Here is a 12,734-nt window from a genome sequence, read left to right on the forward strand (position 1 = left end):
AATCGTGAAGCTGGATTCGATGTACCAGGAAGTCATCCTGGACCACTACAAGCACCCGCACGGCCGGGGCTTGCGGGACGGCGATGCCGAGGTGCACCACGTCAACCCGACGTGCGGCGACGAGATCACCCTGCGCGTGAAGTACGACGGCACGACGATCAGCGACGTCTCGTACGAGGGCCAGGGCTGCTCGATCAGCCAGGCCTCGGCCTCCGTACTGAACGAGCTGCTGGTCGGCAAGGAACTGTCCGAGGCGCAGAAGATCCAGGAGACCTTCCTGGAGCTGATGCAGTCCAAGGGCAAGGTCGAGCCGGACGACGAGATGGAGGAGGTGCTGGAGGACGCGATCGCGTTCGCCGGTGTCTCCAAGTACCCGGCCCGGGTGAAGTGCGCGCTGCTCAGCTGGATGGCGTGGAAGGACGCGACGGCCCAGGCCCTGGGCTCGGACGCCGCCGAAAGGAAGACGGCATGAGCGAGACCATTGAGATGAAGCCGGCCTCGGAGGACGAGGTCCGCGAGGCGCTGTACGACGTCGTCGACCCCGAACTGGGTATCGACGTCGTCAACCTCGGCCTGATCTACGGCATCCACATCGACGACGCGAACATCGCGACGATCGACATGACCCTGACGTCCGCGGCCTGCCCGCTCACGGACGTCATCGAGGACCAGGCCAAGTCCGCCACGGACGGCATCGTCAACGAACTCCGCATCAACTGGGTGTGGATGCCGCCGTGGGGCCCGGACAAGATCACGGACGACGGCCGGGACCAGCTTCGGGCGTTGGGGTTCAACGTCTGAGAAGCACTCGAACGACGCGTGCGACATACGAGAGCGGCGGCACCCTTGCTCGGGTGCCGCCGCTCTCGTATGCATATCAGGCCAGTGGGGCCACCAGGCGGAAGAGGAAGTCCTTCCGGTTGGTCGTGTTGTAGCCGTACGGGTCCAGGCGCAGCTGGAAGTTCTTGTGACGCAGCGCGTAGTTGGGGTAGTTCACCGACGTGAGCATCGCCTCGCCGGTGTACCCCGAGTACCCGCCGCAGAAGGTGGCGTCCTGCTTGAACAGCGAGGAGCCGTCGTTGCGTTCGGCGCGCAGGATGAAGTCGCGGTGGCGCAGGTACTTGCCGTCGTTCGTCTTGAACGAGTAGCAGGAGCTGTTGGACAGCCCCTTGACCACGTCGAAGGTGCTGTCCTCGCGGGATTCCGAGCCACGGACCTGGTCGAGCTTCACCAGGCCGTTCGACACGTGCCAGTACCGGCCGGGGTAGTTGACCGACTCGACGGACCTCGAGGTGGAGGCCGGCTTGGCGGGAGCGGCCGAGGACTTGCTGGGGGACGGGGAAGCGGCGGGCTTCCCCGGGGCCTCCGAGACGGCCGCGGAGGCGGAGCCCTCGGCGTTCGGGGCGGGGGCGGCGGGCGCGGGGGCCGTGGCGGCCGGCGTGGTCGGCTGCGCCGACGACAGGCCGCTCTTTCCGCTCGGCGGTGCGGCTCCGGTCGCCGACGGGGAGGCGTAGGTGAGGAGCCCGGGGTACGTGGAGCCCGGCGACGGCAGCGGGGCCTTCGCCACGGGCGTCGGCTCCACGGACTGCCGCTCCGTGACGATGATCGCGGTCACACAGGCGGCCACGACCGACAGGGCCAGGGTGCCCGCCATCCAGAGCCGCCGCGTCCCGGGCACACGTGAGGTGTCCGGGGCCCAGCCGTTCTCCCACGGTTGAGTTGGGATGAGCCGGGGCTTTTCTTCTGTCATGCGCTGTTCCTCCGGCGTCGCCTGTGGCGAACGTGTGAACGAGTAGTTGAAACAGTAATGGACGCGAGGCTAGGGGACTGTCCATTGCTGTGAGAAGGGTTGTTTCCTCAATGAGACCGGGGGGTGCGGGAGTTGGTGGTCGGTGCGGGCGGGGTGGGGTGGTTGGGGGTGGTTTTGGGCGGTGCTGTGTACGGGCGTACATATCGATGCGTACACTCGTACACATGGGATATCTGCTGCTGGTCGGAGCCATCGCCGCCGAGGTGGGCGCCACGACCGCCATGAAGTACAGCGACGGCTTCAGCCGGCTGTGGCCGTCCGTGCTGACCGGTCTGGGGTACGCCGTCGCGTTCGTGCTGCTCGCGCAGACGCTGAAGACCGTGTCGGTGGGGACGGCCTACGCGATCTGGTCCGGGATAGGGACCGCTGCCGTCGCGACGATCGGCGCGGTGTTCCTGGGGGAGGGGATGGGCTTGGCGAAGGTCGCCGGGATCGTGCTCATCATCGGCGGGGTCGTCGTGCTGAACATGGGCGGTGCGCACTGATGGGGCGGCGGTACGACCCCGAGCGGCGGCAGCGGATCATCGACGCGGCGATTCGGGTGGTGGGGAAGAAGGGGATCGCGGGGCTCAGTCATCGGTCGGTCGCGGCCGAGGCGGATGTGCCGTTGGGGTCGACGACGTATCACTTCAGCACGCTGGACGAGCTGCTCGTCGCCGCGCTTCGGCAGGCGAACGAGGGGTTCGCGAAGGTGGTGGCGGCGAGGGGTGGGCTGCGGGACGGGGCGGGGGATCTGGCGGGGGAGCTTGCCGGGTTGTTGGGGGAGTGGCTCGGTGGGGATCGGGCGGGGGTGGAGCTGGAGTGCGAGTTGTATCTGGCGGCGGTTCGGCGGCCGGCGTTGCGGCCTGTTGCGGCTGAGTGGGTGGAGGGGGTGGGGGAGTTGTTGGTGGGGCGGACGGATGCGGTGACCGCGCGGGCGTTGGTGGCGGTGATGGACGGGATGTGTCTTCAGGTGCTGCTCACCGGGCGGGAGTATGAGGAGGGGTTTGCTCGGGAGGTGTTCGGGCGGGTGTTGCGGGGGTGAGGTGGGGTGTTTTCTCGCCCCCGCCGCCCCTACCCGTCCCATCCTTCTGGGGGCTGCGCCCCCAGGCCCCCCTTGTCCTCAAACGCCGGACGGGCTGGAGGGTGGTGGCAGGCGGGTGGGTGGGAAGGTCGCGCTGAACGGCCTTGTCCTCAAACGCCGGACGGGCTGGAGGGTGCCGGACGGGCTGGATGGTGTCAGCCCGGCTGGATGGTGTGACCGGTCCTTGAGATCTGGTCTGTGCTGGTTCGCTCGGGTGGGGTCCCTCAAGTTAGGTTTTCTCTATGACCGATACGACTGCTTCTCGTACCACCGGCGCCGTGGCCGCCGGGCTTGCCACCGTCGCCGCTGACGGGACTGTTCTCGACACCTGGTTCCCCGCCCCCGTGCTGTCCGCCGAGCCCGGTCCCGCCGGTACCGAGCGGCTGTCCGTCGAGCGGGCCGTCGAGGCGCTCGGCGAGGGTGCGGCCAAAGCGGTCGGTCCTGACGCTCGCCGGGGTGTCGAAGTGGTCGCGGTTCGTACGGTCATCGCCTCCCTCGACGACAAGCCCCTCGACACGCACGACGTCTACCTCCGCCTCCACCTGCTCTCGCACCGGCTCGTACAGCCGCACGGGCAGAGCCTGGACGGCATCTTCGCCCACCTCGCCAACGTCGCCTGGACCTCGCTCGGCCCGGTCGCCGTGGACGACATCGAGAAGGTGCGCCTCAACGCCCGCGCCGAGGGCCTGCACCTCCAGGTGACGTCCGTCGACAAGTTCCCCCGGATGACCGACTACGTGGCCCCCAAGGGCGTCCGCATCGCCGACGCCGACCGGGTGCGCCTCGGCGCGCATCTCGCCGAGGGCACGACCGTCATGCACGAGGGCTTCGTCAACTTCAACGCGGGCACCCTTGGTACGTCGATGGTCGAGGGCCGTATCTCCGCCGGTGTGGTGGTCGGGGACGGGTCCGACATCGGTGGTGGTGCCTCCACCATGGGCACTCTGTCGGGTGGCGGCCAGGTCCGTATCACCATCGGCGAGCGCTGCCTGGTCGGTGCCGAGGCCGGAGTGGGGATCGCGCTCGGCGACGAGTGCGTGGTCGAGGCCGGGCTGTACGTCACCGCAGGCACCCTCGTCACCATGCCCGACGGTCAGATCGTCAAGGCCCGCGAACTCTCCGGCGCCTCCAACATCCTCTTCCGACGCAACTCCGTCACCGGCAAGGTCGAGGCCCGCCCGAACAACGCGGTCTGGGGCGGTCTGAACGAGGTTCTCCACAGCCACAACTGACGTATCCGTACCCGTATGGGTTCGTACGGCAACCCCCCAAGATCACGTACGGGTTGCTCCGCGTGACCTCGTCCGGCTTCTGGCAGATGAACGGGTGGACACAGTGTCCGACGATCAGATGTCGAATGTCGAATGTCGAAGCAGGACGAGGGGCGGATCTCATGACGAACGAGCGGGCCAGGATCGCCGCACGCTGGCTGACGGGGGCGGCCGCCGCGGCCGTGGTCTGCGGGCTCTCCGCAGGGACGGCGTGCGCGGACGAGTACAACACGAACTCGCACAACGGTCCCAAGATCGGGCTCGTCAACGTCGGTCAGATCGACGACCCGATGGAGGACGTGCTGGAGCACTTCCTCCTGCTGGGTGACGGGTATCGCTGGGATTGATTGATCCGTGGCTTTCTTGGGAGGGGCGAGGTTCGGTTCGGACCTCGCCCCTCTCTCGTCGCCGGGATCTACGCGGTCAACTCCTCGTACGCCGCCAGCAGTTCGTCCTTCGTCCGCTCGGTCGCCGGGCGCAGTGGTGGCCTCACCGGGCCCGAGGGCAGGCCCAGCCGGCCCAGCAGTGCCTTGGTCGTCACCGCTCCCGGCAGGTCCTTCGCCATCATCAACTCGGTGAGGGGGAGGGCTCGTTGCTGTAGGCGGGCCGCCTCGGCCGTCTCTCCCGCGTCGAACCTGTCGATGATCGACCGGAAGTGGCGGGGGGCCGCATTCGCCACCGTGCTGATGTACCCGGCGCCGCCCAGCGCGTACAGCGCCAGTACGTACTCGTCGCAGCCCGTGTAATACGCCAAGTCGGTCCGGGCCAGCACCTTCTGAGTGCCCATCAGGTCGTACGCACAGTCCTTCACGGCAACGATCCTCGGGTGACCGGCCAGGCGGATCATCGTCTCCGGCTCGATGCGTACGCCGGTGCGGCCCGGGATGTCGTACAGCGTGAGGGGGAGGGCGGTGGCGTCCGCCAGTTCTCGGAAGTGGGCCTCGATCGCGTCCTGCGGGGGTCGGCTGTAGTAGGGCGCCACCGCCAACAGGCCGTCCGCGCCCGCCTTTTCGGCCGCCCGGGCCAGTTCGACGGAGTGGCGGGTGTCGGCTGTTCCCACTCCCGCCACGATCGACGCCCGCGCACCGACCGCCTCCCGCACCGCCCGTACCAGCGCCGACTTCTCCGTGTCCGTCGTGGTCGGGGACTCGCCCGTCGTGCCGGAGAGCACCAGGCCGTCGCAGCCCCCGGCCACCAGCCGGTCGGCGAGCCGCTGGGCGCCGTCGAGGTCCAGGGCGCCTTCGGCGGTGAAAGGGGTGACCATCGCGCACAGGGCACGGCCGAAGGGCGTCGGTGTCCGTGTTGATGTCGGTGTCGGTGGTGTCTTCATACGGGTAGTCTCGGCGCGTTGTCGGTGAAGCTCTACTTAGTTTTTCTGCCTTTTATTGGTAAGTGATGCTACGTGGAAGGTGGAGGCACTAGTGCCAAATCGGGCTCCCATGAGTCACCATGGCCGGAACGGCAACCGAACAGCAGTCATGGGAGGCGTCATGAAGCTCGGCAAGGCACTCGCCACCGGTGTCGCGGAGGAGCAGGTTCCCGTCCAGGACGAAGAACTCCAACTGCCTGACGAAGTGCAGGAGTTGGCAGCCTCCGTCGAAGAGGCTCCGGTCGCCCGATGAGGCTGCGGCTCCCCGAGGAACGTCCGGCGGAGCCGCCGACCGGATACAAGATCGCCCACCCGGTGCTGTCCCAGGACGGCACCCGGGCCGGGTTCACCGGGGTGTCGCTGGGCGGCGCGCTGCCGTACGGAGTCCTCGCCGACGCGTCCTGCGTCTACGGGCTGCGGCACCGTGCGCCGAATCGCCGCTGCGACTGCGGGTTCCACTGTGTGCACGACCGGGCAACGGCTGAGGGGCTGCTGTGCACCGGCGAGCACCGGGCGGCCGTCCTGCTCGACGTCACCGTCCTCGGTGCCTACATCCGCTTCGAACTCGGCTTCCGGTACGCCCGTCAGCGGGTGCGCGTCGCGACCGTCGGGCCCTGTGCCTGCGGTGCGGTCGCCGTCGCGTTCGCCGACGCCGGCTGGGGCAGGCCCGGTTGGCTTGGCCTGGCCGCCGTGTGCGCGGGCTGCGTGCGAGGGCGTACGTCCGTGTCGCTCGCCGGGTTCGCCCGGCTCGCCGGGGACGGGCTGCGGGTCGTGGCGGGGGGCGGTGGTCGTGGGGTGGCGGGCGCTGTCGGTCAACTGGACTCCGCCGAGGGGCTCGGGGTGCCCGAACTCGTCGCCGAGGCCGCGCTGTTGCAGGCCCGGCTCGACTGGTTCCAGAGTCGGTTGGCGGGGCTGGAGGACGGCGGGTCCGGCAACGGGCCAAAGGGGTAGGGGAGTTGGTCTCGGCTTCCGGTAGGGCTTGACCTCAATCTTGGTCGAGGTCGGAGGCTGGTCGGCGTACACACGTTGCCGATCACCCGGAGGCCGCCATGGCCCGTCGTACGCACACACACCCCGATCTCACCCGCCCCGACGCCCGGGCGCCCTTCTTCAGCACCTGGCGGGTCGGTACACCCGAGCGGCAGCGGGAGACCGTCGAGGCCATCGCCGCGGCCTGGGAGCGCCGGGCCTGGCCCGCCGAGGGAGGGCTCGGCTACTTCGTCTACGCCGGGCACGACGGGACCACCCTTCTCCACCACTCCCAGTGGGCCCGCGAGCAGGACTACGAGGCCTTCGTCAAGACGCAGCGGCAGGAGCGCGTCGACGAGATCGACATCGCTGTGCCAGGGATCGAGCGGGTCGCCCTCGATCGGTACCGGCGGTACCGGAGCCGGGAGCGGGCCGTCGGTGACACGCGCGTGGCCGGGCTCGTCGTGATCGTTCGGATCGACTTCGAGGAGGGCGGAGTCGAGGAGCGGCGTCCGTGGGTCGATCTGGTGCTCGACGCCCTCGTCGAGCCGCCGGAGAGCGATCGCGGGCTCATCTCCGCGCACTTCCATCTGAGCCAGGACGGCACCCACGTCCTGAACTACGCCGAGTGGGAGAGCGTGGAGTCCTATGACGCGGCCATCGCCGCGCCGGGGGAGGGCATCGGCTCGCCCGGTCCGGAGTGGGAGCGCATTCGGACGTATCCCGCGGTGAAGGCGTTCACGGCCCGCCGGTACTCGTACGCCCTCGGACTCGTTCCTGAGTGATCCGGGCCTCCCGCCCGTCTCTCACCGAAGACTTTTCTCCCCTGGACAAAAAAAGTGTTCGGTGAGACGGTGGAGCCATGTTGGACGTCACCGTGATCGAGGACCCGGCCGCCGCCGCCGTCTCGCTGGATCCCATACGGGGCCGGCTGCTCGCCGAGCTGGCCGCCGGGCCCGCGTCGGCCGCCATGCTGGCCGGCAAGGTCGGACTGCCCCGGCAGAAGGTGAACTACCACCTCAAGGCGCTGGAGCGGCACGGACTGGTCGAGCTGGCCGGGGAGCGCCGCAAGGGCAATGTCACCGAGCGGCTGATGCGGGCGACCGCCGCGTCGTACGTCATCTCGCCGCTCGCCCTGGCCGCCGTACAGCCCGATCCCGACCGCTTCCGCGACCAGCTCTCCGCGCGCTGGCTGCTGGCGGTCGGGGCGCGGCTGGTGCGGGACGTCGGGGCGCTGATCACCGGCGCGACGAAGGCCCGCAAGGGGCTCGCCACGTACGCGCTGGACGGCGAGGTGCGCTTCGCCTCGGCGGGTGAACGGGCCGCGTTCGTCGAGGAGTTGACGGCGGGAGTCGCCGCGCTGGTGCGCAAGTACGACTCCCCGGATGTCGAGGGCGGCCGTGACCACCGGATCGTCGTGGCCGTCCATCCCACGCTCAAGCAGACCGAGTTGGAATAGTCAGGAGTTCGTCATGTCCGAGAAGGTGTCCAAAGAGTTCGAGATCGTCCGGGAGTTCGAGGTCGACGCCACCCCGGAGCAGGTGTGGGCAGCGGTCACCAGCGGAACCGACGGCTATCTGTGGCCGATGGAGCCGCCCGAGCCCAGGGTCGGCGGCAAGGGGCCCTTCGGGTCGACGGTCACCGCCTGGGACCCGCCGCACCGGTACACCAACCGGGTCGAGAACGTCGAGGGGATCCAGGAACAGACTCTCAACCAGCTCGACTACACCGTCGAGCCGCGTGACGAGGGCCGACGGGCCTGGGTGCGGTACGTGCACAGCGGGATCTTCGTCGACGACTGGGACAACCAGTACGACGGTGCCGCCAAGCACACCGACTTCTATCTGCACACCCTGCGCGAGTATCTCGTCCACTTCGCGCCCCGGTCGGCCGCCTTCGCCACCTTCGACGGGCCCGAGGGCTCGAAGGCGCCCGATGCGCTGACCGTTGTGGGGCGGGCGCTCGGCCTCGGGGAGGGCGTGGCCGCCGGTGCGCGGGTGACTGTCCAGGGGCCGGACGTGTTCGAGGCCGTGGTCGACTTCCGGGACCCGTACTTCATCGGGCTGCGGACGGACCGGGGGCTCACCCGGATCTTCGGGCGCAACCACTGGGGTTATCCCGTCGGCATCTCGCTGCACGACTTCACGCCGGACACCGACATCAAGGAGTGCGAGGCCGAGTGGCAGGCCTGGCTGAACGGTGTGTTCAACCAGGCCTGAACCACTGGGAGTTACAGCTGGTTACGGCTTGAAGCGCAGCACCTGCGGGTCGTGGTCGCTGATCTGGTCGTTGAACTCCGAGTTGATGTGCACGGAGTCGTAGTCGAAGTCGCAGCTGCGGCTGATCGACGGGCTGACCAGGATCTGGTCCAGGACCTGGCTGTTGCCCTGGTAGTCGTAGGTGTAACGCTCGCTCTTCGGCAGCGACTTGATCGCCGACCACAGCGCGCCGCCGTCCTCCAGCAGCTCGGTGGTGTCGGAGAACTCGAAGTCGTTGATGTCGCCGAGCGTGATCACGTGCGCGTTCTTCTGGACCTTCAGGATGTCCTTGACGAACGTGTTCACCGCGGTCGCCTGGAGGTGACGCTGGGTCTCCGAGCTGCGCGACGGCGGCTGGTACTGCGAGGTGAGGCCCTGGTCGCCGCCCTTCGAGGAGAAGTGGTTGGCGATCAGGATGACGGTCTTGCCGCGGAAGACGAACTCGCCCGCGAGCGGCTTGCGGCTGTTCGTCCAGGCCGCGTTGGCCGGGTCGATGCGGCCGGGGGAGACCGTCAGGGCCGCCTTGCCGTGGTCCTTGGTCACACCGACGGCGGTCGTGGCGTCGCCGCCCGCGCGGTCGGTGAAGGAGACCCGCGCCGGGTTGAACAGGAACACCTGACGGATGTTGCCGCCGGGCTCGCCGCCGTCCGCGAGGTCGACCGGGTCGATGGAGCGCCAGTCGTACGTCGGGCCGCCCGCCGCCACGATCGCGTCGATCAGCTTCTGGACCGTCTGGTCGGCGGCGACCGTACCGTCCTTCGTCGCGCCGTTGTTGTCCTGGATCTCCTCCAGGGACAGGATGTCGGGCGACTGAAGGTTGTTCACGATCGCGGCGGCGTGCTCGGCGAAGGTGTTGTCCGACGGGTCGAGGTTCTCGACGTTGTACGTCGCCACCGCCAGCTCGCTCCGCGACTGCTTGCGGGTCGTCTCGCGCTCCAGGCCGCCCTGCTTCAGGGTGCCGATCTCGTTGGCGACGAGGGTGTAGCCGCCGAACTGGTTGTAGTCCAGCGGGCCGGTGGTCGTACCGGTGAGGCTGTCGCCGACGTTCGCGGTCGGGAAGTCGGCCACCGCGCCCAGGGACTGGATCTGGATCCGGCCGGTGTTCTGCGAGGTGTACGAGCCGTACACCGTGCCGCCACGGCGGTTGGCGTTCTCGCGCGGCTTCACCGTGACCCACAGCTCGGTGTACGGGTCGGTGGCGGTGACCACGCGGGCGTCCTTGACCTGGACGTTCATGCCCTCGAGGGACTCGTAGTAGTCCAGGGCGTACTTCTTGGGCTCCAGCGTCAGGCCGTTCACCGAGCCGCTCGCGGCGGTGTCGCCGGCCGGGGTGTAGGCGGCCGGTACGGATCTGGCGTCGACGACCGTCGGGGCCGGGACCGCGTTGCCGCTGGAGACGACGGTGACCGTCGGCTTGACGATCTCCGTCAGCGCCTGGTTGCCGGACGAGGCGCCGCCCGGCACGTACTCCGAGACCGTGCCGGTGACGGTGACCGAGTCGCCGACGGCGACGGTCGGCTTGGAGCTGGTGAAGACGAAGACGCCCTCGCTGGTGGCCGGGTCGGCGTCCGGGGCCGTGTCCTGGATCCAGAAGCCGCGCGACGAACCGTAGGTACGGACGCCGGTGACGATTCCCGCCACGTCCGTGACCTTCTCGCCCGCGAGCGGGGAGAGGCGCGTGGTGCCCTGGATGTCATGAATACGCACGGTGTCGGCCTGCGCGGACGACGGGATCACCACCAGGGTGGCGACCGTGGAACAGACGGCGGCGACAGTGAGCGCGCCGAGGCGCGCGGAAGACTTGCTCGGCAACGGGATCCCTCCGGGGACAAACATGGGTGCCGGGACGAAGGTGGTGAAGAAGCTGTCAAGGGTGGTGCCGTGGGGGGAACGCGAGCTGCTGGGCGGCTGGCGACGCGCGTAGACATCCGGTGAACACTCGGCGCGAAAGGGTCCGCACCGAAGGCTCGGCACCGGGCGATCGACGGTGAACGCCCGGCTTGGGAGAACAGTGAACACGATGGGGCACGGCGGAAGGCAAGAGGATCCGGCGAACCGGTATCCACTCGACGCCCACTCGGCTTCCATCCACTTCTACGCGCGTCAATCTCCTGCCTGGTCAGGCCACTTGTCAAGGTTTCAGCCATCTGTCGCCTGTGACAGGTACATGAACCGGGCGGCATGGGGCCAAATCCGTCTAGGCTGAGCGGCTGAGTCGTACGGCCTTCAACGCAACGTCGTACGGTCGTCAGACGCCGTCGTCGGACTCCGGGCGCCAACCGGGTGCCGCCGTACGGCCTTTCGGGCGCCTGAGGAGAAAACAGCCGATGTCAGACAGCTCCCCCCTGCCGCCGGTGCGACTGCACTCCGAAGCGGAGCTGGCGCGGGACGCGCTCGCCGCCCCGCTGGTCTCGCGTGCCGTCCGGCTCGCCCGCTGGGCCGGGCCGGACACCCGGGTCGGGGCCGGTGGCGAACTCGTCGAGGAGCAGTTGCCCGCGGCGGCGGAGGTGCTGGGGCTGATCGGGGGCGGCGGCGCTGCGGCGGCTCTCGCGGTCGAGGACGCGCTCGCGCACGCCAGTGAGGCGTGGCGGGTCGCTGTGGACACCGGGCTCGTCGAGGTCGTCGACGAGGACGAGGGCACCGTCACGGCGGGCGAGGACCTGGCGCTGCTCACCTCGGGCGCCCCGCACGACGTGCTCGCGGTGTGGCTCGCGGCGCTGGAGACCGTTCTCGCCGACGCGAGCGTGCCCGACCTCGACGATCTCGTCGGTGCCATGGACGAGGGCGCCGAGGTCGACTTCTCCCAGCTGGAGTGGGACCCCGAGGCGGAGGCCGACCTCCTCGACGGGGTGCTCGCCAACCTGTACCTGCTGACCGTCAGTGAGGGCGGGCCCGCCGACAGTCCGGTGCCGCTGCCCGCGCTGGCCGCGTCCATCGTCGTACCGAGCGACATGAGCGAGCCCACCAACGACGTCCTGGAGCAGGTCTCGGACACGATGATGCGCCTCGACGACCAGTTCCGGCTGCTCGAACCCATCGGGCTCGTCGCCTACCGGCCCGTCGACGAGGCGCTCATGGCGGACACCGACGAACCCGCCGAGGGCGCGCTCGCGGGCGACGACACCGACGTCTCCCGCTACGGCATGGTCCGGCTGACCCCGCTCGGCCTGTACGGCGTACGGGCCCGGCTGCTGGAGTCCGGCTTCGTGGCGCCCGCCGTCGGGGACCTCGCGGACAAGGGGGCGGACGCGTTGCTCGACGGTACGGCGGCCTTCCCGGCGACGGCTGCGCAGGCCGAGACCGAGCAGTGGCTGACGCGTCGTGAACCCCTTGCCGCGGCGCGGGAGTTGCTCGCGGCGGCGCGGGGCGGTGACGCCGGTGGGCCGCTGCGGCGGCTGCTCTGCCAGCAGGCGCTGTCTCTTGTCGGCGCCGAGGCCGAGCCCGCGCTGCGTGAGGTGCTCGACGATGCGGAGCTGGGCGGGCTTGCCCGGGTCTGGCTCAGTGAGCACGGGGCGTCGGACGTGCCGGCGCCGTCCGAGGCGATGGTGTTCTGGCTGACCATCGACACGGTGGCCGCGCAGTTGGCTGCCGAGGGGAACTCGGCGGAGCTGCGGGGGCTGGTGGAGGGGTTGGCCCAGCAGCATGGGGGGTTCTTCGAGGCGGCCTGGCGTGTGGAGCATCCGGCTACGGCGGATGTGCTGGAGGCCATGGGGCGGTTGCATCCGGACAAGCGGGTGGCGAAGGAGGCGCGGAAGGCGGCGTTCAAGGCGCGGTCGCAGCAAGGGGGGTAGTGCTGCGGTGCGGATTCTGTGGGGGGTGCTGCGGATCGTTCCCGGGTGCGGGTGCGTCGTGGCTGGTCGCGCAGTTCCCCGCGCCCCTGTCGGCGCTGCCCCTGCGGGGCAGCTGCCTCCGGGACGGAAGCTGGTTCCGTGACGTCGCTCTCCGTTCAAGCCGCGTTCAAGCTCAGGCGGGACGGTTGCGCCGAAACGAGTGC

General features: G+C 69.4%; 15 protein-coding genes. 12 read left to right on the forward strand and 3 right to left on the reverse strand.

Annotated elements, in window-relative coordinates:
* The first annotated feature begins 4 nt into the window (after nucleotides 1–4).
* A complete protein-coding gene (gene sufU / locus OG787_RS38105) occupies nucleotides 5–472 on the forward strand; it encodes a Fe-S cluster assembly sulfur transfer protein SufU (RefSeq protein WP_369037505.1) in 468 nt (155 codons plus the stop codon).
* On the forward strand, nucleotides 469–801 hold the full coding sequence (locus tag OG787_RS38110; RefSeq protein WP_053741509.1) for a metal-sulfur cluster assembly factor: 333 nt from the start codon (nucleotides 469–471) through the stop codon (nucleotides 799–801). Before sufU ends, OG787_RS38110 begins: the two co-directional genes overlap by 4 nt.
* Before the next feature lie 76 nt (nucleotides 802–877).
* Here the strand turns inward: OG787_RS38110 and OG787_RS38115 are convergent, their stop codons facing one another.
* Nucleotides 878–1,750, reverse strand: a complete 873-nt coding sequence (locus OG787_RS38115) for an AbfB domain-containing protein (protein ID WP_369037506.1) — start codon at nucleotides 1,748–1,750, stop codon at nucleotides 878–880.
* Nucleotides 1,751–1,974: 224 nt separating this feature from the next.
* Here OG787_RS38115 and OG787_RS38120 point away from each other — a divergent pair, with 224 nt between their 5' ends.
* The 4 genes from OG787_RS38120 (at nucleotide 1,975) to OG787_RS38135 (ending at nucleotide 4,491) form a co-directional block, all read left to right on the forward strand.
* Nucleotides 1,975–2,295, forward strand: a complete 321-nt coding sequence (locus tag OG787_RS38120) for a multidrug efflux SMR transporter (protein WP_369037507.1) — start codon at nucleotides 1,975–1,977, stop codon at nucleotides 2,293–2,295.
* On the forward strand, nucleotides 2,295–2,834 hold the full coding sequence (locus tag OG787_RS38125) for a TetR/AcrR family transcriptional regulator (RefSeq protein WP_369037508.1): 540 nt from the start codon (nucleotides 2,295–2,297) through the stop codon (nucleotides 2,832–2,834). Before OG787_RS38120 ends, OG787_RS38125 begins: the two co-directional genes overlap by 1 nt.
* Nucleotides 2,835–3,115: 281 nt before the next feature.
* Nucleotides 3,116–4,105 (forward strand): 2,3,4,5-tetrahydropyridine-2,6-dicarboxylate N-succinyltransferase, encoded by a 990-nt coding sequence (gene dapD / locus OG787_RS38130; RefSeq protein ID WP_369037299.1) that lies wholly within the window; start codon nucleotides 3,116–3,118, stop codon nucleotides 4,103–4,105.
* A 161-nt stretch (nucleotides 4,106–4,266) separates the two neighbouring features.
* Nucleotides 4,267–4,491: a hypothetical protein gene (locus OG787_RS38135; RefSeq protein ID WP_369037298.1), complete on the forward strand. Its 225-nt coding sequence runs from the start codon at nucleotides 4,267–4,269 to the stop codon at nucleotides 4,489–4,491.
* 68 nt (nucleotides 4,492–4,559) lie between these two features.
* Here OG787_RS38135 and dapA read toward each other — a convergent pair whose 3' ends face one another.
* Nucleotides 4,560–5,474 (reverse strand): 4-hydroxy-tetrahydrodipicolinate synthase, encoded by a 915-nt coding sequence (gene dapA, locus OG787_RS38140; RefSeq protein WP_405538297.1) that lies wholly within the window; start codon nucleotides 5,472–5,474, stop codon nucleotides 4,560–4,562.
* Nucleotides 5,475–5,634: 160 nt separating this feature from the next.
* Between dapA and OG787_RS38145 the strand changes: the two genes are divergently transcribed.
* From OG787_RS38145 to OG787_RS38165, 5 genes are all read left to right on the forward strand, one after another.
* Nucleotides 5,635–5,766 carry a hypothetical protein gene (locus OG787_RS38145; protein WP_369037296.1) on the forward strand — a complete coding sequence of 44 codons (132 nt, stop codon included), beginning with the start codon at nucleotides 5,635–5,637 and terminating at the stop codon, nucleotides 5,764–5,766.
* Nucleotides 5,763–6,464: a hypothetical protein gene (locus OG787_RS38150; protein ID WP_369037295.1), complete on the forward strand. Its 702-nt coding sequence runs from the start codon at nucleotides 5,763–5,765 to the stop codon at nucleotides 6,462–6,464. Before OG787_RS38145 ends, OG787_RS38150 begins: the two co-directional genes overlap by 4 nt.
* Before the next feature lie 98 nt (nucleotides 6,465–6,562).
* Nucleotides 6,563–7,267 carry a hypothetical protein gene (locus tag OG787_RS38155; RefSeq protein WP_405538298.1) on the forward strand — a complete coding sequence of 235 codons (705 nt, stop codon included), beginning with the start codon at nucleotides 6,563–6,565 and terminating at the stop codon, nucleotides 7,265–7,267.
* Between the two features lie 77 nt (nucleotides 7,268–7,344).
* Nucleotides 7,345–7,941: an ArsR/SmtB family transcription factor gene (locus OG787_RS38160; RefSeq protein ID WP_369037293.1), complete on the forward strand. Its 597-nt coding sequence runs from the start codon at nucleotides 7,345–7,347 to the stop codon at nucleotides 7,939–7,941.
* Between the two features lie 25 nt (nucleotides 7,942–7,966).
* The gene (locus OG787_RS38165) at nucleotides 7,967–8,701 is read left to right on the forward strand and encodes an SRPBCC domain-containing protein (RefSeq protein ID WP_405540710.1); all 735 of its coding nucleotides are present in this window, start codon (nucleotides 7,967–7,969) and stop codon (nucleotides 8,699–8,701) included.
* Nucleotides 8,702–8,722: 21 nt separating this feature from the next.
* Here the strand turns inward: OG787_RS38165 and OG787_RS38170 are convergent, their stop codons facing one another.
* Entirely contained in the window at nucleotides 8,723–10,552 is a 1,830-nt protein-coding gene (locus OG787_RS38170; RefSeq protein ID WP_405538299.1) for an endonuclease/exonuclease/phosphatase family protein, read from the reverse strand.
* A 515-nt stretch (nucleotides 10,553–11,067) separates the two neighbouring features.
* On the opposite strand from OG787_RS38170, the gene OG787_RS38175 reads away from it, so the two are divergent.
* Nucleotides 11,068–12,531: a hypothetical protein gene (locus tag OG787_RS38175; protein ID WP_369037291.1), complete on the forward strand. Its 1,464-nt coding sequence runs from the start codon at nucleotides 11,068–11,070 to the stop codon at nucleotides 12,529–12,531.
* Nucleotides 12,532–12,734: the final 203 nt, after the last annotated feature.

This window comes from Streptomyces sp. NBC_00075, assembly GCF_045041225.1.
GTDB classification, from domain to species: domain Bacteria; phylum Actinomycetota; class Actinomycetes; order Streptomycetales; family Streptomycetaceae; genus Streptomyces; species Streptomyces adonidis.

Excerpts from the sequence above, each read along its gene's own strand:
- OG787_RS38110 (WP_053741509.1), top strand. The coding sequence starts at position 469 with ATGAGCGAGACCATTGAGATGAAGCCGGCCTCGGAGGACGAGGTCCGC.
- dapD (WP_369037299.1), top strand. The coding sequence starts at position 3,116 with ATGACCGATACGACTGCTTCTCGTACCACCGGCGCCGTGGCCGCCGGG.
- OG787_RS38155 (WP_405538298.1), top strand. The coding sequence starts at position 6,563 with ATGGCCCGTCGTACGCACACACACCCCGATCTCACCCGCCCCGACGCC.
- OG787_RS38150 (WP_369037295.1), top strand. The coding sequence starts at position 5,763 with ATGAGGCTGCGGCTCCCCGAGGAACGTCCGGCGGAGCCGCCGACCGGA.
- OG787_RS38175 (WP_369037291.1), top strand. The coding sequence starts at position 11,068 with ATGTCAGACAGCTCCCCCCTGCCGCCGGTGCGACTGCACTCCGAAGCG.
- OG787_RS38125 (WP_369037508.1), top strand. The coding sequence starts at position 2,295 with ATGGGGCGGCGGTACGACCCCGAGCGGCGGCAGCGGATCATCGACGCG.
- OG787_RS38115 (WP_369037506.1), bottom strand. The coding sequence starts at position 1,750 with ATGACAGAAGAAAAGCCCCGGCTCATCCCAACTCAACCGTGGGAGAAC.
- OG787_RS38145 (WP_369037296.1), top strand. The coding sequence starts at position 5,635 with ATGAAGCTCGGCAAGGCACTCGCCACCGGTGTCGCGGAGGAGCAGGTT.
- dapA (WP_405538297.1), bottom strand. The coding sequence starts at position 5,474 with ATGAAGACACCACCGACACCGACATCAACACGGACACCGACGCCCTTC.
- OG787_RS38135 (WP_369037298.1), top strand. The coding sequence starts at position 4,267 with ATGACGAACGAGCGGGCCAGGATCGCCGCACGCTGGCTGACGGGGGCG.
- OG787_RS38120 (WP_369037507.1), top strand. The coding sequence starts at position 1,975 with ATGGGATATCTGCTGCTGGTCGGAGCCATCGCCGCCGAGGTGGGCGCC.
- OG787_RS38160 (WP_369037293.1), top strand. The coding sequence starts at position 7,345 with ATGTTGGACGTCACCGTGATCGAGGACCCGGCCGCCGCCGCCGTCTCG.